General features: G+C 47.6%; 22 protein-coding genes. 13 read left to right on the top strand and 9 right to left on the bottom strand.

The annotated features are described in order from the left end of the window. Nucleotides 1-28: 28 nt before the first annotated feature. Genes LZG72_RS13905 through LZG72_RS13885 form a run of 5 tightly spaced genes read left to right on the top strand, consistent with a single transcriptional unit; the run spans nucleotide 29 to nucleotide 4489 of the window. Entirely contained in the window at nucleotides 29-1198 is a 1170-nt protein-coding gene (locus LZG72_RS13905; protein WP_233873171.1) for a Xaa-Pro peptidase family protein, read from the top strand. A gap of 15 nt (nucleotides 1199-1213) precedes the next feature. Further along, nucleotides 1214-2128 (top strand): polysaccharide deacetylase family protein, encoded by a 915-nt coding sequence (locus tag LZG72_RS13900; protein WP_233873167.1) that lies wholly within the window; start codon nucleotides 1214-1216, stop codon nucleotides 2126-2128. Then, nucleotides 2125-2445, top strand: coding sequence for an L-rhamnose mutarotase (gene rhaM, locus LZG72_RS13895; RefSeq protein WP_233873164.1), 321 nt, complete (start codon nucleotides 2125-2127; stop codon nucleotides 2443-2445). Before LZG72_RS13900 ends, rhaM begins: the two co-directional genes overlap by 4 nt. Before the next feature lie 13 nt (nucleotides 2446-2458). Beyond that, entirely contained in the window at nucleotides 2459-3406 is a 948-nt protein-coding gene (locus tag LZG72_RS13890) for a DUF6786 family protein (RefSeq protein ID WP_233873161.1), read from the top strand. A gap of 51 nt (nucleotides 3407-3457) precedes the next feature. After that, complete coding sequence (locus LZG72_RS13885; protein ID WP_233873158.1) at nucleotides 3458-4489, top strand: L-rhamnose/proton symporter RhaT; 1032 nt, start codon at nucleotides 3458-3460, stop codon at nucleotides 4487-4489. 48 nt (nucleotides 4490-4537) lie between these two features. Here the strand turns inward: LZG72_RS13885 and LZG72_RS13880 are convergent, their stop codons facing one another. From LZG72_RS13880 to LZG72_RS13845, 8 genes are all read right to left on the bottom strand, one after another. Beyond that, entirely contained in the window at nucleotides 4538-5395 is an 858-nt protein-coding gene (locus LZG72_RS13880) for a HEPN domain-containing protein (protein ID WP_233873155.1), read from the bottom strand. 105 nt (nucleotides 5396-5500) lie between these two features. Further along, nucleotides 5501-8134: an ABC transporter permease gene (locus LZG72_RS13875; protein ID WP_233873152.1), complete on the bottom strand. Its 2634-nt coding sequence runs from the start codon at nucleotides 8132-8134 to the stop codon at nucleotides 5501-5503. Beyond that, on the bottom strand, nucleotides 8131-8466 hold the full coding sequence (locus LZG72_RS13870) for a PadR family transcriptional regulator (protein ID WP_233873149.1): 336 nt from the start codon (nucleotides 8464-8466) through the stop codon (nucleotides 8131-8133). Before LZG72_RS13870 ends, LZG72_RS13875 begins: the two co-directional genes overlap by 4 nt. An 89-nt stretch (nucleotides 8467-8555) precedes the next feature. Continuing rightward, entirely contained in the window at nucleotides 8556-9347 is a 792-nt protein-coding gene (locus LZG72_RS13865) for a helix-turn-helix transcriptional regulator (protein ID WP_233873146.1), read from the bottom strand. A gap of 24 nt (nucleotides 9348-9371) precedes the next feature. Continuing rightward, nucleotides 9372-10265 carry a haloalkane dehalogenase gene (locus LZG72_RS13860; protein WP_233873143.1) on the bottom strand — a complete coding sequence of 298 codons (894 nt, stop codon included), beginning with the start codon at nucleotides 10263-10265 and terminating at the stop codon, nucleotides 9372-9374. Nucleotides 10266-10397: 132 nt separating this feature from the next. Next, entirely contained in the window at nucleotides 10398-11237 is an 840-nt protein-coding gene (locus LZG72_RS13855; protein WP_233873140.1) for a serine O-acetyltransferase, read from the bottom strand. Further along, nucleotides 11237-13021, bottom strand: coding sequence for a family 2A encapsulin nanocompartment cargo protein cysteine desulfurase (locus tag LZG72_RS13850; protein WP_233873137.1), 1785 nt, complete (start codon nucleotides 13019-13021; stop codon nucleotides 11237-11239). Before LZG72_RS13850 ends, LZG72_RS13855 begins: the two co-directional genes overlap by 1 nt. Next, nucleotides 13005-13925, bottom strand: a complete 921-nt coding sequence (locus LZG72_RS13845) for a family 2A encapsulin nanocompartment shell protein (protein ID WP_233873134.1) — start codon at nucleotides 13923-13925, stop codon at nucleotides 13005-13007. The genes LZG72_RS13850 and LZG72_RS13845 overlap by 17 nt, the downstream gene beginning before the upstream one ends. A 457-nt stretch (nucleotides 13926-14382) precedes the next feature. On the opposite strand from LZG72_RS13845, the gene LZG72_RS13840 reads away from it, so the two are divergent. Continuing rightward, the gene (locus LZG72_RS13840; RefSeq protein WP_233873131.1) at nucleotides 14383-14844 is read left to right on the top strand and encodes a transposase; all 462 of its coding nucleotides are present in this window, start codon (nucleotides 14383-14385) and stop codon (nucleotides 14842-14844) included. 53 nt (nucleotides 14845-14897) lie between these two features. On the opposite strand, the gene LZG72_RS13835 is transcribed toward LZG72_RS13840, so the two are convergent. Beyond that, a complete protein-coding gene (locus LZG72_RS13835) occupies nucleotides 14898-16106 on the bottom strand; it encodes a sterol desaturase family protein (RefSeq protein ID WP_233873128.1) in 1209 nt (402 codons plus the stop codon). Between the two features lie 157 nt (nucleotides 16107-16263). On the opposite strand from LZG72_RS13835, the gene LZG72_RS13830 reads away from it, so the two are divergent. The 7 genes from LZG72_RS13830 (at nucleotide 16264) to LZG72_RS13800 (ending at nucleotide 24065) form a co-directional block, all read left to right on the top strand. Beyond that, nucleotides 16264-16710 carry an Rrf2 family transcriptional regulator gene (locus LZG72_RS13830; protein WP_233873125.1) on the top strand — a complete coding sequence of 149 codons (447 nt, stop codon included), beginning with the start codon at nucleotides 16264-16266 and terminating at the stop codon, nucleotides 16708-16710. 341 nt (nucleotides 16711-17051) lie between these two features. Further along, on the top strand, nucleotides 17052-20249 hold the full coding sequence (locus tag LZG72_RS13825; RefSeq protein WP_233873122.1) for a SusC/RagA family TonB-linked outer membrane protein: 3198 nt from the start codon (nucleotides 17052-17054) through the stop codon (nucleotides 20247-20249). Nucleotides 20250-20295: 46 nt separating this feature from the next. After that, nucleotides 20296-21741 carry a SusD/RagB family nutrient-binding outer membrane lipoprotein gene (locus tag LZG72_RS13820; protein ID WP_233873119.1) on the top strand — a complete coding sequence of 482 codons (1446 nt, stop codon included), beginning with the start codon at nucleotides 20296-20298 and terminating at the stop codon, nucleotides 21739-21741. 217 nt (nucleotides 21742-21958) lie between these two features. Next, nucleotides 21959-22840, top strand: a complete 882-nt coding sequence (locus tag LZG72_RS13815; protein ID WP_233873116.1) for a DUF808 domain-containing protein — start codon at nucleotides 21959-21961, stop codon at nucleotides 22838-22840. 121 nt (nucleotides 22841-22961) lie between these two features. After that, nucleotides 22962-23360, top strand: coding sequence for a hypothetical protein (locus tag LZG72_RS13810; protein ID WP_233873113.1), 399 nt, complete (start codon nucleotides 22962-22964; stop codon nucleotides 23358-23360). Beyond that, nucleotides 23357-23560, top strand: coding sequence for a helix-turn-helix transcriptional regulator (locus LZG72_RS13805; RefSeq protein WP_233873110.1), 204 nt, complete (start codon nucleotides 23357-23359; stop codon nucleotides 23558-23560). Before LZG72_RS13810 ends, LZG72_RS13805 begins: the two co-directional genes overlap by 4 nt. Before the next feature lie 88 nt (nucleotides 23561-23648). Beyond that, nucleotides 23649-24065 (top strand): helix-turn-helix transcriptional regulator, encoded by a 417-nt coding sequence (locus tag LZG72_RS13800; RefSeq protein ID WP_233873108.1) that lies wholly within the window; start codon nucleotides 23649-23651, stop codon nucleotides 24063-24065. The last annotated feature ends 9 nt before the right edge of the window (nucleotides 24066-24074 follow it).

Raw genomic sequence — 24074 nt, 5'->3', positions numbered from 1 at the left:
TTTAGTCATTACCAATCATTTTTCAATTATGCCTTATTTAAATAGAGAAGAAAGCCAGGCGCGTCTTGGCCGTGTGCGCGAATTACTTGCAGCCAAAGATCTGGACCTGGCGCTGGTTTACTATGACGAATTCAACATCGGAAATGGCTGGTACCTTACCGGCTGGTGCCCGCAGTTTGAAAGCGGAGCTGTTCTGGTTCCCCGTTCCGGCGAGCCGCTGATTTTGGGAGGCCCGGAAAGCGAGCCTTTTGCGAAACTGGACAGTGCGATCACTGAAACACGGAATTTTCCGGTTTTTATGGTCCCGGATGAAGAATATCCCAATGCGACCATCATCGATTTTTCGCAGCTTTTTGCGGAGCTCAATGCCGGATTAGGCAGCGTTCGCCGCGTGGGTATGGTTGGAGCGGGGCGGATGCCAGCCGATTGTTACAAGCAAATCGTGGATGGGTTTACAGGTGTGGAATTGGTGGATATCACCTCCGATTATGTGCAGCTCAGGTTCAGCAAGTCACCCTGGGAACGCGAACAGATCCGGGCGGCTTTCCAACTGGCCGACTTCGCATACGATGCCATGAAAGAGGCGACGAAGCCAGGCGTTTCGGAAATTCAGATTGCCGCCGCGGGGGAATATGCAGTCCGCAGCCGGGGCGCAAGTGGTTTTGGGTTCAGTACGATCGTCGGGAGTGGAAAACGGTCTGACGGAGTAGTGCCGACAGCCAGTTCCAAAATCCTTGAAAACGGAGAGATGGTCATGGTAGGCATTTCGCCCAAAGTAGCGGGTTATGCGGGCGTTGTGGGCGATTCGCTGCCGGTTAGCGGAGGCTACACCGAAAGTCAACAGGCATGTATCAATCATTTGAAAGAGGCATTCCGGTTAACAAAAGCGCAGCTCGTTCCGGGCAAAACCGGCAGGGAAATCGATGCGCCGGCGAGGGCTTATTTTACGGAACATGGTTTGTCACAATACCTGGTTTGCCCATTCGTACACACCATTGGGCTGCATGAAGCGGAGTCACCGTTTTTCGGGCCGCAAAGTGATGATGTACTTGCTCCGGGGATGATGATCTGCATTGATGTCAGCTTTTTCGGCCATCCCGAATTTCACGGGGTACGGATTGAAACCGGCTACGAGATCGGCGAGGAAGGCGCCATCCCTTTAAGTCCTAAAATGGATGCGTTTTTATTAAGTAATTAACTGGCTTTGAGTGCTATGACGACATTTGATGTGGTTCTGGGTTTTGATATGGAAACCGACATTGGTTCTTATACACCATTTTACGAGGGTGTGCAATTCGGAACGCTGCCGATACTCGACATTCTCGCAAAACACAACATTCCGGCAACATTTTACTGGACCGGCCACGCCGCTGAAAACAACCCGGAAATGGTAAATCGAGTGCGTGATGCCGGCCATGAAACAGGTTGTCACGGGCTTTTTCATGAAACGCTGGGCGATCCTATTTTTCCATTGCCAAACAACTGGCCGATCCTGCCTTCGGAAGTAGAGGGCAGACTGACGATTGCTACGGATATCATTGAACAGGTGTGTGGCGAGCGTCCGGTCAGTTTTCGGTGCCCGCGGCTCTGGGGTAGTACTACTGTCGTAAATGTGCTGGAAAAGCTTGGATACATTTCGGATGCGTCTTTTCCATTGTATTTTTTTGGTGAGCCATTTATACCCTATTATCCTTCGTACACGGACTGGACCAAATCGGGTACCATGCAAATTCTTGAAATCCCCAACTTCTGCGACCTGACGATGGAAAGCAACGATCCTTACCGGCGCGACCGCGATCAGTGGCCGATATTCCGGACGAAATCGGCGGCGCATTTTATGGAAAAAGCGGATGGGTTTATCGATTTTACAAAAGCTGCCGGGCATCGTCCGGTAGTTTGCCTGTACCTGCATCCGTGGGAGTTTCATGAAATGCCGCAGGGTGCGATGGATTTTGGTGAATGCAGCGTAACGCCACTTCCATTTATCGTAGAAAACTGCGGTGCCTATGCCGTGGAGCAGCTGGATCTTGTGTGTGAAATGTTGTTGAAAAACGGCGGACGCTTCGTTACTGCCGGAAAGCTTGCAGAAGAATTTCAGCAGGAAAGAATTTTGAACACGACAAAATGATCCGGAAAGCATTTTTGATCACCGCCAAGCCGGGCTTGTCCATGGAATACCAGAAAAGGCACAATCCGATCTGGCCGGAACTGGAACAAACCCTGAAAGATCACGGCGTCAGTAATTACAGCATTTTCCTTCACGAGGCTACGCATTCTCTTTTTGGGTATCTGGAAGTGGCGGACGAGGAACTGTTTCTCCGGATTGCTGAGACGGAAGTCTGCCAGCGCTGGTGGAAATACATGACCGAGGTGCTCATTTGCGAGGAAGGGAATGCTGCAAAAGCGCAGGAAGATATGCTATCGGAGGTTTTTCATTTGGATTAGAACCATGTAACTAATGAAGGCGAGTGAAATGCTGGAAAGCTTTGAAAAGGCTGGAAAACGCGTACATCTGGTAGGCAGTGCCGACAATGGCGTGATCGTCGCGCTGGATATGGAGGGTAGACTATTCACCATACTGAATGGAGAGGTACTGAACCGGGTAAATCCGGCGGCGATTTCAGGCGAAAGCGTCATGAAGGATTATTTAAATCCGGGTGGCGACGGGTTATGGCCTGCGCCGGAAGGTACCACACTAGGTTACCAGTATGCGACGGGCAGCTGGCGGGTGTCGCCCGGACTGCGAATGGCGCGTTACCAGGTCCTGGAAGCCGGTGACAACACCGTTTCCATCGGCTGTGAAATCGATCTGATCAATCGTCTTGGAACCGGAATTCCGGTGTTTTTTCAACGGAAGATCCAAGTGGAGTTTGGTGAAAAATCGTTGATTTCAAAAGTCCGTGAAAGCATAACCTATCTCGGAAATAAGACATTAACCCATGAAGAATGCCTCGTCACGCCCTGGACATTGTGCCAGTTTGACTGCGCCGCAGGATGTGAAGTGGTGTTTCCTTGTACTGACAAATCGGCTGTCTGGGATCTGTACGAGGAGTCCAGTGATGCCCGGAGAACGTGGAAAGACGGATTTTGTCACACCGCAACCGATGGTTCGCAGCGTTACCAGATCGCCATGGATGAACGTGTCCCATGGATCGAGTTCAGGGACCCGGGCCGCAGCCTAACAGTTCGTCGCCATGCAGGCCCACTGCAAACCGGACAATCGTATATTGATATCAGTGACGCTCCGCCGGATGTAAAGCCGGCCAGTAAAGGTGTGCGATACAGTGTTTACAGCGATACCAACGATTTTATGGAGATTGAAGCCGTTGGCGGTTGTCCCGAAACGCTTTCGCCAGGGGCAAAACTCAGCATCGATGTTACCACCGAATTTTATTTGACCAACTAAGTATTCCTAAACCCTTAAATAACCTACCCCGGCCTTAACTTTTTTGTAAATATGGAGCAACTATTAGGAATTGTATTGCATGCAATCGGAGGCTTTTCATCCGCCAGTTTCTATGTTCCGTACAATAAAGTGAAGGGCTGGGCGTGGGAAACCTATTGGATCACGCTCGGTTTTGTCGCCTGGATGATCATGCCCATTATCGGCGGCTGGCTTACTACGCCGGATATCTTTGCGATTTTAAAAAACAGTCCCGGGAGCAGCCTCAATATGACCTACATTTTCGGCGCTTTGTGGGGATTTGGAGGTCTTTTGTCCGGTCTGGGGCTTCGTTATCTGGGGCTGTCACTTGGCCAGTCCATTTCACTGGGAGTTTGCGCTATTGTCGGCACATTGGTGCCCGCGGTTTTGGATGATAAAATGGATATGCTGGTTTCTAGCAGATCCGGTAACATTATTCTGCTTGGATTGCTGGTTTGCCTCGTCGGTATTTTCTGCTGCGGTTATGCAGGAGCCTTGAAAGAGAGCCTTTTAACCGAAAGTGAAAAGAAGGAATCGGTCAAGGAATTTTCGGCAATGAAAGGAACCATCGCGGCTGTTTTTGGAGGTATTATGAGCGCGTGTATGGCGCTGGCTATTCATTATGGCGGCCCCATTTCGGTGGAAGCTTTGAGGGCGGGGACTAGTGACGTTTTTGTGAATACGCCCATTTTCATACTGGCGATGGCGGGCGGTTTTACCACCAATTTTATTTATGTCATGATTTTAAGTGCCAGAAATAAATCGTTTTCAGATTTTACTCAACGTTCTCCATTTTTGACAAGGAATTACTTACTCGCTCTTTTGAGCGGCCTGATGTGGTACGGACAATTCTTTTTTTACGGAATGGGTTCTACCAAAATGGGCGACTACGATTTTGCCAGTTGGAGTCTGCATATGTCCTCCATTATCATATTCAGCAACTTATGGGGTTTATGGTTGAAGGAATGGACGCATGTGAACAACCGTACCCGCATTTGGCTCTGGGCCGGGATTATTCTGTTGATCGGGTCTGTGCTGCTGATCGGAATTGGGAATAGTATGTAGTGCTGTTCGAAAAATAGATTCCATTTAAAATGGTTTTGTCTACTCGTTTCATTCTGTTATAAAATGCGCAATGCGCTCATTACAAATCCGTTCGGTCAGATCTCTCAGCAGTTTAACACGATCGGATAAGTATTCCAATTCAGCTTTTTCGATCTTGTAATTCATATTATAACGCGAATCGATATACGCCTTTTGCAAGAGTTCAAATAGTCGCTTTTTCTCTGGCGTGTTTTTGGGAAAAACTGTCCCAAAGGCCGAATGAAGTTTTTCGACCTGATTCCCTAATACCTCAATGTCGTGAATTTTTGGCTTGTAATCGGTGAAAACGAGGAGGATTACAACATAATATTTTTCCGTTGTTTGATGAAGTAAAAAGGCGGAATCTTTAAACCAATTGTTTTCAAACTGAAATTCGAAGGTTTTTAGAAAATTGTTTGCAGATTCAAACCAATTCTTAAAATTCTCTTTTGCCTTTCTCAGTCTTTTCTCAGCATTCATCGCTTTCGGCTCGGATAATTTGAATGTTCCCGAATCAAAAAGCAAAACTCCTTCTTTTAAGATATCGACAAAAAAATATTGATTTTGTTCGATCGCATTATTTACAAAGCCAATGCCGTGATGGATGATGCTGACGTTTGGTTGCTCGCCGTTACCACTGTTTACTCTTTCTTTCAGGTCCCACCACTTTTTGTCGGCTTTGGCAGATTTCCTGCCTTTGGTAATGACGAGAATGTCATAATCGCTTACATATTCAGTGTGCTGCTGGTAATCCTCCACCCAATCACCACGCGCATGGCTGCCGAAGAGAATGATCATTTCGGCCGGTACTTTTTCAATAATGGTCTTAGTCAGATATTCCAGCTCTTCTTGTTTATCTTCGGGGAGGTGGGAAAGGGTGGTTTTCATGGGTGTGTGGTTTTTAGCTGATTGTTTTTGCTAACTGCATTGCAATCTAAACTAAGATTTATCAAAGTTCTATTTCGCGAATCGTTTTTTCTTGACTCGGGGTTTCTACTCACTTTTCAAAACCTTGGCAGGATTGTTCCGGGCGGCTTTTACGGTTTGAGATCCGATCAAAAGGAATGCAAAAAGCATGACCAGGAGTGAACCGCCGAGCATTTCAGTCAGGCTGATAGGCTGGTGATACGGAAATTTGGTTAAAACCACTTTGTCAAAAAACAGGTAAGTGAGAGGCAATGCAATGAATGTCGAGATCACCATAAGTACTAAAAACCCTCTGCATAGCAGATAAATCAGGCCGGTTTCGCTGGCGCCCAGCACCTTGCGGATGCTGATCTCTTTCAATTTCGTTTCGGTAGTAAAAACCACCATGCCGAACAATCCCAATGAAGCAATGCAAATGGCAAGGAATGCGATGAAGCCGATGATTTTGACGATCAGTGAAAATTGCGCATACGTTTCCTCGATTTGCTCGTCATAGAATTTAGCTTCCAGCTCATGGACCTTATCGACAGTTTTCCACGCGCTTTTAATGCTCGCCATGGTTCCAGGCAGGTCTTTGGAAGCAATTTTGACATTGAGATAAGTGGCGGGCTCAGCCAGATACCGGAACATCACCGGCTCGATCTTGTTTTCAAGTGAACCGTAATGAAAGTCTTTGAGCACACCTACGATCGTCATTTTTTGCCCGGCCACGCTAACGATCTCGCCCAGTGCTTTTTCAGGATTTTGTTTGGCAATGTTGAACCGTTTTAAAACCTGCTGATTCACGATGATCTCACTTTCTTTTCCTTTTTCAGGCTTTAACCGGAAATTATGGCCAGCCAGCAGTTTATGCTGATGAAGCGGCAGGTAATATTCATCCACCATATTCATCCATACCAGCGTGGAATCCGTGCCGTAAGTCAGATTTGTACCATGCGTACTCCCAAGGCTCGTGATCATCATCGATTGTGAAAAGTCTTGCACGGCCGGGATTTGTGCGATCTCTTTGGCTACAACCGCCCCTTTATTTCCTTTCAGCTTGATATTAATAATATTTTCCGTTTTGAAGCCCAGGTCAAATGTGATCAGGCCTTTGTACTGGTTATAGCCGATCAGCGTACCTGCAATGAAAATAAGCGATAATGTGAACTGGATCACAATCAGCACTTTCCTCATGCCGACTCGCCGAAACAGTTTCAGGTTGGAAACATCCTTCATCACTTGCAACGCATTCATTTTTGAGAAAAACAAGGCAGGCATAAAACCTGCGGCCAGCCCGGTTGCGATTGCTAAAAGGATAAAATAGAGTATGTTACGGAAAGAGATATCGAGAGAAAAAATGTCTCCGACGTGATTGTCCAGTCCCAGGAATTGTTCACGTAAAACCCAAAACAAGGCAAATGAAAACACCAGTGCCAGCAATGCAATGATCACGGATTCCGCCATAAACTGTCCCAGCACATGACTTCTATGTGCGCCGATGATCTTTCTTATGCCCACCTCCCGCGATCTGCGCAAGGAACGGGCGACGGAAAGGTTGGTATAATTGAAACAAGCCGAAAGGATGATCACGATCGCCAGGCCGCACAGCGTCCACATCACGGCAGGTGTAAACGCAGGTCCGATATTGTTGGAAAGCGGGCCGCCGAGAACAATGTCTTTCAATGGTTGTAATGAAACGAATACGGTCCGGGCTGTCAAATTCTTGTTTTCCTGTTTGCTAAGCCGGTCGAGTACTGCCTGGTGTTTCGAAATGTCGGTTTTTTCGGGAAATGTCACGTATACATAGTTTTGCCAGATGTTGGCCCAGCTATGAAGGTCCGCATTTTTGTGCCCGGCGTCGAGCGAGGCCAGGGATATCAATGCGCCAAAGGTCAGGTGAGAAAGTTTCGCCACATCCTGGGCTACGCCGGTGACGATGTAACTGGTCGTGTCGAATTGAACCGTTTTGCCTATCGGATCCGATGCTCCGAATAATTTTTCAGCCGTTTTCTCTGTCAAAACGAGGGAGTAAGGTTCTTTGAGCGCAGTAGCGGCATCACCTTTTATTAATGGGAATGAAAAAACTTTGAGAAACGAATTGTCGGCCCAGGTGGCGGCCATCGGAAATTTCGCGTCGCCAACTTTGGCGTCCCCGACTTTGGCGTCCCCCCAAAATCCCGGCCTCAAAATGGTAACATCTTCAATGGCTGGAATAATCTCTTTGATCTTTTCACCCACCTGAATGGACGTAGAAGCAAGCTTCAATTCAGAAGAATTTCCTTTTTCGACCGTTTTGGTGTTTACGCGGTAAGTCCGGTCTTTCTTTTCCTGAAAATCATCGTACGAATAAAGATCATTTACAATGGAGATCACCAGCAGTCCAACCGACATGCTCACCGCAAGTCCGATGATATTGATCAGTGAAAACAGTTTGTTGCGGACGAGGCTTCGCCGGGAAGTTTTGAAATAGCTGCCGATCATGATCCAGTGAATGAAAAGATGAAAAAAATCTATTTTGCGGATGGTGTATGGTCTGAGGAACTTGATCACGTCGAGCACGTAGATCAGTCGCGCCTTTTTTACCCCTTTTCGGGCGACATTTCGGTCGAAATATTCGTTAAGATCGCCTTCGAGATCTTCCAGCAGGCGCGGCCGGCAGTACCAATGTAAAAAGCGGGTGGCCCAGCGCGGCGGTTTGGCTTCTGTTTTTTGTTTCATATCGAACCTTCCAGATTAAAGCCAGGGATATTCCGCCAGATGTTTTCGCGCACTTCTTTGGCCTTCATCAATGCGACTTTGCCGGTGTGGCTTACCTCATAAAAGCGTTTCCTTTTTCCTCCCCGCGCGCTGGTGGCCTCGCCGAGGCGACTTTTTGCCAATCCTTTTTCTTCAAGGCGGTTCAGTACCGAATGCACGACGCCGAGCTTGGCAGTGCGGCCCGTATATTTTTCGAGCTCATCGCATATCGCGACACTATATGCATCGCTGGCGAGGGATGCGATCGTCAGCAGAACAAGTTCTTCAAATTCCCCCAGATTGGCTCCTTTCATTTACTCAGGCTTTTTTTTTGATATTGTAACCAAATGTATGTAAAATGGATTTATTAATTCAGGTTTTGTATGTAAAATATTTTGGGAAGCTAGTTTGGAGTGATTATCAAGGAGTTTGCCTGCTCTGTTGCGTGGAAGAAATCCTTCGGAGTCTGGCCGGTGAATGTTTTGAAATGCCGGATAAAATGCGACTGGTCAAAAAAACCGGCGTCCAGGGCAGCATCCGTAATGGGGCCGGCTACCTGCGCCCGGGCGATCACCGCTTTCATGCGGACGATATCCGCATACTGCTTGGGTGTGGTACCCACCACTTTTCTAAACCTCTTTTCGAATGCATCCAGACTGATATGCAGGTTGTCAGACAGTTGCTTCACGTTGAGGATCCCGTTCGCCCCTTTTATTTCCTGGACCGAGTGCGCGATGAGCAGGTCTGGCTTTTGGTAACGAAGTCTCGAAATGAAAAACTGCTGGACCATGTTCACCTTATCCTGCACGGAATCAGCTGCTTCCAGCTGCTCCTGAAATGCATTTAACTCCGAATGTTTGAAAAAATGGTCCAGCGATACGTTCAATTCAAACAGTTCGTGGATTGGCAAATGGAGAAAAGCAGCGGCGCCACCTTCTTTAAACTGAATAAGAATATTGGAACTGTTTTTCCCATATTCGGCTATTTTGAAAGACTTCCTTAAACCGGATACAGACCATACAGGCAGGGAAGCGTCGCCGGTCGGTTCTTTGAATTGTACAAGGCCCTGCAAGCGAATGGCTGCAACAATAGAGGTGTCAGGCAACAACCGGTTCACGAATGTGCCGTTGCTTTCGACTACCACAAACGCTTTAACGTATGGCTGTAAACAGGAAACCGGTTCGAATATTTGCATAAAATGACAGGTAAATGTACCATTTTACCGGAGTAGCCGCAACCATTCTGAAATGGCAACACCAATTTCATCCGATGAGTCCTCCTGCAGATTATGATGTCCTTGAACTTTCACAGAAGTCTGGTTGGGCCAAAGCATGCATGCTTCTTTTTCTGCCTGGGCCAGGGTCCCGGGTGTGGCTTCAATAAACAGTTTTGGAAGATCGCTTTTCGCAAGCCAGCTGCTATTTTCGTTTACGGCCTGGATGATATCCTCGGGTTCGCCGCCTAATGGCAGCTGCCGCGCCCAGCTCAGCATGGGACGTCTGCTCTCGCCGGGCTGGGAAAAGGGTCGGCGGTACTCAGCCATTTCTTCCTTTGTGAGGGGACGCAAAACTGTTTTTGGCAAATTAAACTCAATGAAGGAATTGTCGGTCAGTACCATTTGCTCACCTTCATTTGTGCGAAGTTTTTGAAAAGTTTCGCGTGCTGCACCAGGTACTTCATCCCATGAACGCGGCCTGGTGATGGCTTCCATATAAACAATGCCTTTCACGGCGCCGGGATGGTTTCGCACCCAATTGAAGGCCAGCACAGAACCCCAGTCATGTACTACAAAAGTGATGTTCTTATCAAGGCCAAGCGCACTAAAAAGTTCGTCGAGGTATTTTTCGTTGTTGTTGAAAGTATAATCCTCTTTATCAGCGAGTTGATCCGAGTCGCCCATGCCCATTAAGTCGGGGGCAATGCAACGTCCGAGATCTTGCAAATGCGGTATGATGTTCCGCCAGATATAGCTCGACGTCGGGTTTCCATGGAGAAAAATGATCGGATCACCTTCACCTTCATCCACATAGGCCATTTTGAGCCCATTAATGATTTCGAATTTCTTTTGAAGCTGAACCGCTGTTTCCGTCCGTGCGTTTTGTGCTGTTTCCATCTTGCGTTCTTTTGCTGGTTTGGTAAATAATATTTACGCAAAAGTCAGCAGGTGCAGGATTCGGAAATAGTATAAAATCATTGATATCGGATCAATGAAGAACTTTACAACGATAGCTCTCTCAGTCGGATTTCAAGCCTCCTTCGAAGGATCAGTTGCTTTCGAAGTGATCCGGAGCTGGTGGGTATTGAATACCTGGGAGTCGGGCGGGATGCTTTTAGTGAGGAAAACACTTCCGCCGATCACCGTATTTTTACCAATAATTGTATCGCCTCCCAGAATGGTCGTCCGGGCGTAAATGATCACATTATCTTCTACGGTCGGATGTCTTTTGGTACTGTGAAGTTCTTTCGCAACCTGCAATGCACCCAGGGTAACTCCCTGATAGATACTCACATTGTTGCCGATCACCGAGGTCGCACCGATGACAATGCCGGTCCCGTGGTCGATCATAAAAGGCACGCCGATGGAAGCCTCGGGATGAATATCCACCCCCGTTTTTCCGTGTGCGGATTCACTTAATATGCGTGGAAGAATGGGAATGCTGAGCCTGCTGAGGTAATTGGAAATCCGGTAAACCGTAATGGCATAAAAGCCTGGGTAGGACACAATTACTTCGTTCACGCTGGTTGCGGCAGGATCATACTCGTAAATTTTGCTTGCGTCCAGTCGCAGGTTCCGGTAAATGGTTTCCAGAGAGCCGTAAAAAGAACTGACCACGGCTTCGATCTCAATCTCCTTTGGGTCGAGATAACTCAGCAGGATATTTTCCAGGTCGATCTGGTTTTTCTTCAAAATCCCTTCGTACGAGGAATTTTTCGGCAGGTGATTGCTGGGAAACAGGAACTGGACCAGGTCATTGAGCCACGAGATCGCATCGTGCGACGAGGGAGTTGCTTCCCATTCCGCACGATGCGTTTTTCTGAGTAATTCAACCAGCGGACGGGTATCGCTATGTTCTTTTTGTGCCATTAAATTTTCCCTCTTCTTAACCGGTATAATGTGTCCACCAGCACATCAATTTCGGAGGTGGTATTGTAAAAAGCAAGCGATGGCCGGACGGTGGTTTCCTGGCCAAACCTGCGCAAAATGGGCTGCGCACAATGGTGTCCCGAGCGTACCGCAATGCCTTCCTGATTCAATGCGTTACCAACTTCTTCGGTGCGGTAACCTTCAAATACGAACGATAATACCGATGCTTTTTCCTTCGCCGTCCCAATTAGTCTGAGTCCCGGAATGACCTGCATCCGGCTGGTCGCATATTCGAGCAGGTAATGCTCGTACCGGTTGATGACATCGATCCCGATTTTGTTCACATAATCGATCGCTGCGCCCAAACCCACCGCATCTGCAATGTTACCGGTTCCGGCTTCAAACCGGGATGGGGCTTTGTGATATTGTATATGTTCAAAAGTCACGTCGACGATCATATTGCCGCCTCCCTGCCAGGGCTGGGTCGCATTCAGCAAGTCTTCTTTTCCATATAAAACCCCGATCCCGGTCGGGCCGAAGACTTTATGTCCGGAAAAAACAAACCAGTCGCAATTCAACCCGCGCACATCGGAGCGTAAATGAGAAACCGATTGGGCGCCATCCAGCAGCACTTTTGCGCCGGCCGCATGTGCCATTTCAATGATTTGTTTGGCGGGCGTAATGGTACCTAATGCATTGGAAACCTGGGTGAATGATACCAGTTTGGTCCGGTGGTTCAAAAGGCGCGCATATTCATCCAGCAGGACCTGGCCGTCATTGTCGACCGGGATTACCCGGATCTTCAACCCTTTTTTATCCGCGAGCTGTTTCCAGGGAACAATATTCGCATGGTGTTCCAAATGACTGAGAATGATCTCGTCGCCGGCTGCCAGATGCTGGTCCCCCCAGGTTTTCGCGACCAGATTAATGGCCTCCGTGGTACCCCGCACAAAAATGATCTCATTAACCGAACCCGCATTCAAAAACTGCCTGACCTTTTCCCGTGCACCTTCATAGGCGTCTGTCGCGCGTGCGGCAAGCTCGTGCGCGGCGCGGTGGATGTTGGAGTTTTCGTGCTCGTAAAAATAGCTGATACGGTCAATGACCTGGCGCGGCTTCTGCGTGGTAGCTGCATTATCCAGCCATATCAGCGGCTTGCCATTCACCCGCTCGTTAAAAACCGGGAAGTCTTTCCGGACCGAGTCAACATCGAAGCCGGAAATGCCCGGCGATTGCGTGATTGGCTTCGGAGTATTTTGTAAAAAATAATACGCCGGATCGGTGCCTTGAAATGCATGTAAAGGAATCTGAGGCAGCTTTTCCGACTGTGTGATCGCAGCTAACATTTGTTTCAACTCAATTTCCTGCCGGTGATCGAAATGGTAAGGCTTGAAATCACTTTGATTCACCTCGAACGGATGTGCATATGCGAGCGCAGCTGGCGGCACCTCCTGCGGTGACGGCGTATAGCTGTGGACCGCCCCGGCCGGGGAAACACCAACTCCGGTCGCGGATGGCGGCACTTTCCCATCTGCAAAATGCGGATCTGCCAGGCTCGTCTGCGGATTGTTCAGTTGAAATCCATCCTGTGGAGCCGGAGCTTTTGAGAAACCCGGCACGACAAGGTTCAGCATTTTTTCCATTCTGGGATGATCTTCCAGATGCGGTGAAAATACAGGCTTCGGCATTTCCGTCGGAAGTTCCGAAAATAGCTCATTCGCCAGCTTTTCGATCCACGCCGCATCCGGGACGCCCGGAATATTCGGGTCAGTATTTATACTCATGGTAGTTACTGATTTCGACATCCTCCAAAACCGCAATCGCATCGTCGACCAGCACGGCCAGAGAGCAATATAATGAGACGAGATAGGATGCAATGGCTTTGTCATTAATGCCCATAAAACGAACGGACAGTCCCGGCGACTGCTCACCAGGCAATCCCGGCTGATACAGTCCCACTACGCCCTGACGGCTTTCGCCGGTACGCAGCAAAAGGATTTTTGTCTTGCCATTCTCAATGGGAACTTTATCCGATGGGATGAGGGGAATGCCACGCCAGGTGATGAACTGGGAACCAAATAGCGAAATCGTTGGCGGCGGAACACCTTTGCGGGTACATTCTCGGCCAAATGCAGCAATGGCTTGCGGATGCAATAAAAAGAAACCGGGCTCTTTCCAGACTTTGGCCAGAAGATCGTCCAGGTCGTCGGGAGTAGGAGGGCCGAGGCGGGTAGAAATGCGCTGCGAAGGTGCAATGCTGCTGATCAGGCCATATTCGCCATTGTTGATCAATTCGCTTTCCTGGCGCTCCTTAATGCTCTCGATCGTGAGCCTTAACTGCTCGCTGATCTGATTGTATGGCTTGCTGTAAAGGTCAGAAACCCTGGTGTGGACGTCCAGAACCGTGTTTACTGCGGTGAGATTGTACTCGCGCGGGTTTTCGACGTAATCGATAAACGTGTGCGGCAGCTCTCTTTCATCGCGTCCGGAGCAGTCCACTTCGGCAGTACTGCCGTCTTTTACTTTGTTTAACCGGTACACGCCGGATTCGACCGGTATCCAGTTGAGCAGCCGGGTGAGCCAGCGGGGGGTAATGGCTTCAAACTGAGGGACGGTGCGGGTGGCGATGGCGAGCTGCCGCGCAGCCACATCGCCCAAAGCGGTTTGGTTTTGATTCTGTTTTGCCATGTAAGAATTGTGAATTGTTGTGATGCAGGGTCTTTTTATCGATACCGGGACTGACGATTGACCATGACGACCGACGATTGACCATTGATCATTGACAATTGGCCATTGACGTCCGGTACCCGGGGCGGTATGATTTTGTAAACATACGGGAAGTTGTCCCCGGAAAAACAGGAAAACCTGATGCTTACCACCTGCTAATCCGGTATAACTGGTATGTCTGATCGCTAATCAATACATTCGTTGGTATTCGGAATTATTATGGCTGTTTTGAGGAATAAAATTTTGTGATGCGCTGATAAGTGTGAGCCGAATTCTGCTATTAAGTCCATTACTTTAATAGGAGAGACAGATTGAACGATTGGGGACTTTACCACACGATCTATAAAAATCTATTAAACCGATAGATTTTATATTTTTATTTTATTAGCTTTGAAAAAGTACATGTTTCCTTCATGCCATGTCCGCAGGTAATCTGATCGATGTCTATAAAAACGAAGAAATGGCCGTCCTGGCGTTCAGGGACCTCCGATTGAGAAAAGGGGTTACCTGTAAAAAGTGCGGGAAAAGGGATCATTACTGGCTGGCATCGAAACAGCAATTTCAATGCAAACACTGCAGGTTTCGTACCACCTTGCAAAGTGGGACAGTACTGGAAGGAAGCAAGCTTCCGATCTCCTATTTTTTTATTGCGGTGTACCTCATGTTAAAAGAGGGAAATGCATTCACGGTACAGGATTTACAAGAGCAGACGGGCCACAAATACTATGAACCGCTGTACGATTTTGCACGAAAGATCAGGGCTTATCTGAATGAAAGTGATCAGAACGGTATTCTGATCACTTTCGTGGAAATATCAAATCAGCTGATTAACCGTCAGGCACCGGGTCCGCAAATACACATCGAGCACCTCATTTCGTGAACACACGGAGCTAACTTGTAAGCAACCTCCGTGTGCCAGGTCAACAACAAAAGCTACCTGCCATAAATCATGTTGAGATACTGTTTCTGCAAACTGGAAAAATAAGCCAGGCAACCGGTGGTGACCGCGGCAAGGAAAAGGAACGTGGTCGGGTGGGGGAAGTAATGGTATGTGATCACCACAATGAGCGCAGCCCGGGTGAATTCCAGGTAAAATACCCAGCGACGTTGTTCCAGGATCGCCCCGCAATTGATCAGCGTGACAAAAATCGTCAGCGCGATCATAATCTGAATGTAGGAAGTGATGTAATGCTCAAAAAGTAAAAGAAAGAACAGCGTTGTCACCATCAGGGCAAACTGGATAACTGCGTACAAACGAAATTTTTGTGACCGGGCCCGCACTTTGTGTTTGGACAGAAACCTCTTTTCTGCCAAAACTCTGAAGTCGGGATCGAAGTCGGCCGGACTACCGAAAATGATTTTCAGTTTGTTGAAAAACCCGCGCGTGCTTTTTACCGCATAACCAAGTTCCACCAGATAATGAAAATGCTGCCATAGAAAACTGTGGCTTTCCAACTGTTTCGTGAGACCGTATTTTGGCGTTTCCTTTTCTTCGGCAAAAGTCCCGAACAATTTATCCCAGATGATAAACATATCGCCGAAATTCTTGTCCAGATACACCTCATTGCTGGCGTGATGGACGCGATGATGAGAAGGTGTTACCAGGATATATTCCAGAAAGCCGAGTTTACCGATCATCTGGGTATGCGTAAAAAACGGGTATAATCCGTGCACGATGAGCATGGTGGTGATCATCGCCGGCGGAAATCCGATAACCGGTAATATCGCCCAGAATGCAGTGCGGATAAATGCCTGGAAAACGGTGATCCTGGTGCCTGCCGTGTAGTTGAACTCCTCGCTGGTATGGTGCACGACATGGAACCCCCAGAAAAGATTGATTTCATGTCCAAACCGGTGGTACCAGTACCAGACCAGGTCGGTAGCCAGTACCAGCGCGATCCACATTAAAATGCCTGGCTTAATGTCGAAAATCGCATAATGCTGATGCAGGTATTCGTAAAAGAAGTAAAATGAGGCCGCAGTAAACATATCAATCAGACGCTCGGCGACACCGACATTCATATTGGTAAGCGAGCTTGTGAAGTTGAAAACCTGACGCCCCCGCTTTTTGGAGATTACATATTCCAGTCCGATGAAAAACAAAAACACGGGGACTGCCAATGCCATGTAATTAAGGTTCATATAAGATTACACCAGATTTTAAAATACCCTGATTTTAGGGGGAAGTTAAGGAATTTTAAATAACTATATAAATGTTATAGAGTAAGTATTTTATTGCGCTCCGGCGGATTTGCTCTTCCGGTTCTATGAAGCAAATAAAAATTATATACTTTTGACTATGATATCTAAAAAGGCGAAATACGCGCTGAAAGCACTTAAAGTACTGGCGGAAAAATATGGGAAAGGCCCCGTCCTGATCTCGGAAATCGCTGAAAGAGAACGCATTCCTAAAAAATTTCTTGAAGCAATCCTGCTTGATTTGCGTAACAACGGTGTCCTGCAGAGCCAGAAAGGAAAGGGTGGCGGATATATGCTACGGATTGCTCCGGAAGAGGTAAGTTTTTCCAAAGTATTAAGGATCATCGACGGGCCGATTGCGCCTGCGCTTTGTGTTTCGATGTTTTTCTATGGCAGGTGTGACGATTGCAAGGACGAAGAAACGTGCAGTCTTAGAACTGTACTTACGAAATGGCGTGACGCAAACCTGACAGTCCTGGATACAACCACTCTTGCCGACATTCTGAAGGCCGAAAATGCGTACGTTGCGCCCAGTGACGCAGCTTAGTTAAGTACAATTTCTCCATTCCTGTTAATTTCAAGATTTTCCTTTGGAAACAATTTCCATTTACCTACATTTGCAATCTAATCTATAAAACTTATAGATTAAGTGTATAAAGCCATTGAAACAGACACATCACTTATGAAAAACTCCACAAAGTCAGGCAACTTCCTCGGTACCAACATTTTTGAGGTTCGCTATTTCGAAAGTTGTTGACAAACAATTCCTCTTTTCCTTCCCTTTTGGCCGCACCAGTTTAACCAGAGCGCTTCATCATTTTTTGATGATGCGGGCGAGGGCATTTACATCCGGCGGGAAGCTTAATTATTACTTAATTAACATTTAACATGAAAAAAAATCTAGTTTATCTGTTCCTGTTGCTTTTTGCCGTGCCAGTGAGCACTGCCTTGGCGCAGAATATTACGGTTGCGGGCCGCGTGGTTTCGCAGGCTGAAAATGAAGCGCTGCCCGGCGTTTCAATCCTACTGAAAGGTACTTCCAAAGGTACCGCTACGAATGTGGATGGCACTTACACGTTAGAAGCTGCGCCAGGCACGACGCTTGTTTTTTCTTTTATCGGCTTAAAAACAACGGAACTGGTTGTCCCTGCTGACGGGAAGCTGGATGTAGCGCTTGAAAACGACAATACCATTCTGCAGGAAGTGGTGGTGACAGCCCTGGGTATCACGAAAGAGAAAAAATCGCTCGGTTACGCGGTGCAGGAGCTCAAAACCAGGGACCTGGCAGAAGCGCGGGAGGGGAATTTAGTGAATGCACTTTCGGGGAAGATCGCCGGTGTGAATATTACGAATAGCCAGGGCGGGATGGGGTCTTCGCGGATTGTGATCCGGGGTGAAACCTCCATTGCCGGCAATAATCAGCCACTTTTCGTCGTGGACGGCATACCTGTCGATAACTCTCAACTGGGCGCCGGGGCCAATGGATCGAGGGATTTTGCGAATGCGATTTCGGACATTAACCCCGGTGATATCGAGTCGATCAGTGTTTTGAAAGGGCCGAATGCAGCGGCATTATACGGTTCGAGAGCTTCTAATGGGGTTATTTTGATCAAAACCAAGTCGGGTAACTCCGGCCAGAAAGGATTGGGGATTACTTTGAATATAGGCTACACGTTTGACAAACTTCTGGTACTCCCGAAATACCAGAATGTATTCGGGCAGGGAACCGGCGGACAGTTTTCTTATAAAGACGGTAAAGGCGGCGGCATCAATGACGCGACCGACGAAAGCTGGGGACCCAGAATGGACGGACGTTTGATCCCGCAATTCTTTTCAAATGGAGAAGCGGTACCGTTTGTGGCACATCCGGATAACGTAAAAAACTTCTTTGAAACCGGCCATACCAGGACAACCGGCGTTTCTGTTTCGGGTTCCAATGAGAAAATCGACTACCGGTTTTCTTTCAATAACAGCAAGCAAACCAGGGTTATTCCAAATACGGATATCTCTAAAAACTCATTTGGCGTGAACTCCACGTACCGGATCAACGACAAGCTGACACTTTCGACGAGCGCGAATTTCATTCGCACGGCGTCGGACAACTTGCCGGGAACGTCGGGCCGGGGAAGCAGCGTGATGCTCCAATTTTTGTGGTTTGGTCGGCAGGTGGATACCGAATTGCTGAAAGATTATAACAAAGGCGGTTTCGATTATAACTGGAACCACAGCTATTACAGTAACCCGTATTTGCTGCAATATGAAAATACGGTCCAGCAGCGTCGCGACCGGTTTTTCGGAAATGTAAACCTGAATTATAAGATCACCGACTGGCTTTCGGCGACTGTCCGCACCGGGAATGACTACTATACCGACAAGCGTAAGTTCAGAGTGGCTTATGGAACAAACGGTACGCCATTCGGCTCGTATACAGAGGATGGTTACGTTGTGAATGAGAATAATACTGACTTTAATTTTAATTTTAATAAAAGCATCGGCAGCGATTTCGAAGTGGACTGGCTGGTGGGAGGAAGTGTCCGCAGCAACTTCAATGAGCAGAATTACCAGCAGGCACCCAAGCTGGCGGTGAGTAATTTGTATACATTAAATAACTCGCGCGATCCACTGGTATCTTATAATGTGTTGAGAAAACAGAAGGTTTATAGTGCCTTTTCGTCCGCTCAGATCGGTTTCAGAAACTACGCATTCCTGAACCTGACAGCCAGAAACGACTGGTCGTCCACGCTTCCGACCGGCAACAATTCGTACTTCTATCCTTCGATCAATGCAAGTTTTGTGCTGACCGATGCATTTGACATTAAAAGCAATGTGCTGACTTTTGCCAAAATACGCGGCGGCTGGGCGGAAGTGGGGAAAGATACCGATCCATATCAGCTGATCAATACGTATCCATTCAACCAGCCTTTTGGAAGCAGTCCGCTGCTCACCGTTTCGGATGTTCTTTTAAACTCCAACCTGAAACCTGAAATCACCCGGTCGACGGAACTCGGTGTTGATCTCGCATTTTTCAGAAACCGGGCAAGACTGGATTTTAGTTATTATAACACAGATAGTTACAACCAGATATTGAGAGCCGATGTGAGCCCGACGACAGGTTATAAACAAAAACTATTGAACGCCGGCCACATCAACAACCATGGAATTGAGGCGATGCTGAATGTAAAGCCAGTCGATACCAAATCGGGTTTTAAATGGGATATCGGGATCAATTTTTCTAAAAACGTAAGCAAAGTAATCTCACTCGACGACGAAGGTTTCCTGAACGATTACAGGTTAGGAGCAAACGGAGCGACGGTGTATGCGAGCAAAGGAAAAGGGTACGGAGCTATTTTCGGGTCGGCATTTGCCCGCGATGCGAATGGTACCATTATCATCGGTGCGAACGGGTTGCCAACGCGTGACCCAAACCAGAAAGTACTTGGGCACTACACGCCAAAATGGATGGGAGGGGTTACCAACTCGTTTTCGTTCAAAGGATTTAACCTGAGTGTTTTAATTGATACAAAACAAGGCGGATCACTTTATTCGGCGACGAATGCAACCGGGAAATATACGGGTGTGCTGGTAGAAACGCTTGAAGGCCGGGACGCCGAGCACGGCGGGCTTACCTACTATTTCCCCGGAAATAACAAATCGGCACCGGCTGTACAATTGAATCAGGGTGGCGCGGCGCCTGCGGGAGAAACGACTTATGACGACGGGATTATCGCCAAAGGAAATACGGTCGACGGAAAGCCAAATGCGACGATCGTTTCGGCTGAGCGGTATTACAAAGGCGTGTACAGCAACAGTGCGGGGATCAATGAGGCCAGTGTTTTTGATGCATCCTTCATTAAGCTGCGAGAGGTGAAATTGGGCTACTCGGTACCGCAAACTTTGGTGAACCGCTATAAGCTGCAAAATGTAACGATCTCTGTATATGGACGTAACCTCGCATTCCTGCAAAGAAAAGCGACGAATATTGATCCCGAAACTGCATTTAACACCGGTAACACCGGGCAGGGACTGGAATCCCTTCAATTACCGACTACCAGTTCTTACGGCTTTAATCTGAACATTGGATTTTAACTTTCAAACAAGATCGAAACCGGTTTTATCTAAAATTTTTGAAGAAATGAAAACTAGAAATATATATTTAAAAAGCGCGTTTGCATTGGTTTTAACGGCGTTCCTGACCGCCTGCTCGGACGATCTGGAAGACATTAATAAAAACCCGAACGAAGCAATCACCGCCCAGCCCGACTACCTGCTGGCCAATGCGATCAAGTCGAATGCGGACATTATCCTCGGCTCGGATGCGAGCATGGAAACGACTACTCTGTACGTGCAGCATTGGGCGAAAATCCAGTATACCGATCCGGATAAGTACACGGCGAGTCTGACCAACATTCAAAACGTCTGGACAAACCTTTATTCGCAGGGGCTCACCGATTTTTCCACCCTTATTAAACTGGGTGAAGAAGCCGGAAATCCGAACTATCAGGCGGTTGGATTGATTTTAAAATCCTGGTCTTTTCAGATCCTGACGGACTTGTATGGCGACATTCCCTATTCTCAGGCAGTGAAAATCGATGAGTACCTGACACCCAAATACGATGCGCAAAAAGACGTGTACATTGGTTTGCTGGCTGATCTGAAAAAGGCCGGGGATCAGATCAATGTGGGCGGGAACCCCATTGCCGGTGACCTGATCTATGCTGGAAATATGACCAAATGGAAGAAGTTTGCCAACTCTTTGCGTTTGAGGATTGCATTACGGATCGCCGATAAAGATCCGGCGACAGCAAAAGCAGTAGTGGCAGAACTGGCGGCCGATCCGTCGCAGCTGATTGCCAGTAATGACGAAATCGCGCAGCTGATTTATCAGGCCTCGCCGAACCAGAACCCGGTTGCGAGAGATCGGGAAACGCGGGACGATTACCGTGTGAGCAAATCCGTGGTGGACAAATTAATTGAGCTGAAAGATCCACGTCTGGCGGTTTTCGCGAACAAAACAGTGGATACAACTCCGTTGGGTTATGTGGGAGTAACCAATGGTTTGCCGGCTGATTCGGCTGCAAAACTTGGGTTTACCAAAACGTCAAAACTGGGCGATTACTTTACCGCAGCCACTTCCCCGGCCGTATTTTTGAGCTACTCCGAAGTGCTGTTCAATTTGTCAGAAGCAGCCGCGAGGGGTTTCATTTCGAGTGATGCCGCAGATTTATATAAAAAGGCGGTTACGGCTTCGTTGCAGCAGTTCAGGATCGGCACTGCGGATATCACGGCATATCTGGCCCAGCCCGCAGTGACGTTTAATGCAGCTAATTACAAAAAGTCAATCGGCGAGCAGAAATGGCTTGCGTTGTTCAGTCAGGGACTGGAAGCATATACCGAATGGCGAAGACTGGATTATCCGCAGCTGAAACCAGCCTACGCCGGTGTTTTGAGCGGGAAATTTCCATTGAGGCTAACCTACCCAACCGGCGAGCAAGCATTGAATCTGTCAAATTACAAAGCTGCGGTGGCGAGTCAGGGAGAAGACAAGCTGACGACGAAACTATGGTTCGACGTGCAGTAAAAGTCGGAAGGATTATTTGATGGATGTAGGTGAACAAATTCCCGGCAGCGTTTTTGCCGGGAATTTTTTTGTTGCAAAACTGTCGGCTTACCTAATACGAAAAGAGTATAATGCGAGCCGGTTTTGCCTTCCTGGGTAACAGTTGACGATCCGAATGCCGTTCCTGACGGTACTGGATCGGTTTTTTATACTGAATTTTAACAAATAAAATATAAATATGGCCTCCGGTTTCTTTGCGATTTTAGATGACATTGCCTTTTTAATGGATGACGTTGCGCTGGCAACGAAAGTAGCAACAAAAAAAACAGCGGGTATCCTCGGGGATGACCTGGCCGTGAATGCGGAAAAAGCAACCGGTTTTTTGTCCGAACGGGAGTTGCCGGTATTGTGGGCTATCACAAAAGGCTCGCTGGTAAACAAGCTTATTATCGTGCCCGTAGCTTTGCTGCTGAATGCGTTTTTGCCCGCTGCGGTCACATACATTCTCATTTTGGGAGGGCTTTACCTGGCTTATGAAGGTGTCGAAAAAATAATCGAATACTTTTTTCATCATCCCAAGGAAGAACATCCGGTTGTTGCTATCATAGCAGAACCGGAAAATGATGCGCTCCGTGCCGAGAATGAAAAAACGAAGATAAAATCTGCGGTAACGACCGATTTTATCCTGTCGATCGAGATTGTGATCATTGCGCTGGGGAGTGTTGTCGAAGAGACTTTAAACATACAGATACTGACTGTTGCCGCAGTTGCATTACTGGCCACAGTCGGTGTTTACGGCATCGTAGCGCTGATTGTGAGAATGGATGATGCCGGTCGCAGGCTGATTGAAAAGTCGGGTGATAAAGGCCTTTTTGCAAAACTAGGCCACGTGCTGGTGAAGGCACTTCCTGTTTTGATCAAGATTTTAGGGGCCGTGGGAACGGTCGCATTGCTGCTGGTTTCCGGCGGGATTTTTGTTCATAATGTTGCATACCTGCATCACCTTTTTCCGGGTGTTCCATCAATAGTGAAGGAGTTCGGGATGGGTTTGGTTGCTGGTTTGCTCGTTTTCCTGCTTGTTACGGGCGTCAAAAAGGTGATTTCCCTCGCCAAATCGTAGCATCCATCACGCGGATCCAAGAATAGCCTTGATATAAATAGCCATCATTGTGGACTTTTTGTCAACAATAATTGACAAAAAGATATGTTTACATATCTTTGCAGAAACTAAACAATTAAACATGATGGAACAGTACCAAAAATCCGCGAACCAGCAATCGGTTATCTTCGCCCTCCTGCACGTCGCCACGTATTTGCCGGCGACATGGCTGCTTACACGTCATGTAGTTGACCAGCCTGTTTCGGTGCTGATTGCGATCGTGCCGGTCATTACGTTCGCCATTTTTATTTTTAAGTTAATCAAAGCCTTTTCGGTCATGGACGAAGTGAACCAGCGGGTGCAATTGGAGGCCGTTGTGATCGGTTTTTCATTGGCGGTAATGCTGATCATGCTTTTGTTTTTGCTTAGCCTTTGTGAAATATCGAATCCCGCCTGGTTTGGCTACGGGTATCTGGTGGCCTATTGCTGGGGATTTTATTTTATCGGATGGTTTGTTTCGAGGATAAAATACGGGGTATGAAAAACACGATAAAGGTTGAGCGCGCGAAAAAAAACTGGACTCAGGCTGACCTGGCAAAGTACATCGGGGTTTCGAGACAAGGCTTAAATTCGATTGAAACCGGGAAATTCATTCCTTCCACTTTACTTGCTTTGCGGATGGCGAAAGTTTTTGAAACTACTGTCGAGGTTTTGTTTCAACTGGATGATACCGAGGTGTGATTCAGGAAGAAGTGTGCGCCCGTAAATTATACGGAAACTTCCCGACGGATTTACATAAATTGCCTTTTCAACAAAAACCACCTTCCGCATGACACATACTACCACCAACCCCAGGATCCACGAAGGCCGCAACTTGAAGCGATTTCGGGAAATGATGGGTATCAAGCAAGAGGCACTTGCATTTGAGCTTGGCGAAGATTGGAATCAGCAGAGAATTTCCACGCTCGAACAAAAAGAGAAGATCGATGCCAATATATTGGAACAGGTATCGGCGATACTGAAAATACCGGCTGAGGCTATCCAGAATTTTGATGAGGAGCAGGCGATTACAGTTATTTCAAGCACATTTAATGACAATGCAGCCGTAGTTAATAATAATCCGGTGTTTCATCCGATTGATAAACTCATTCAACTACACGAGGAAAAAATCACATTGTACGAGCGGATGTTGAAGGAGAAAGATGAGATGATGGGGCTGTTGAGGGGGTTGATGGCGGGGAGGTAGGGTGGAAGT

Source organism: Dyadobacter sp. CY323 (assembly GCF_021390245.1).
Taxonomy (GTDB): domain Bacteria; phylum Bacteroidota; class Bacteroidia; order Cytophagales; family Spirosomataceae; genus Dyadobacter.
Note: the sequence above shows the minus strand (reverse complement) of the source record. Positions and strands in the feature narration are given on the sequence as shown.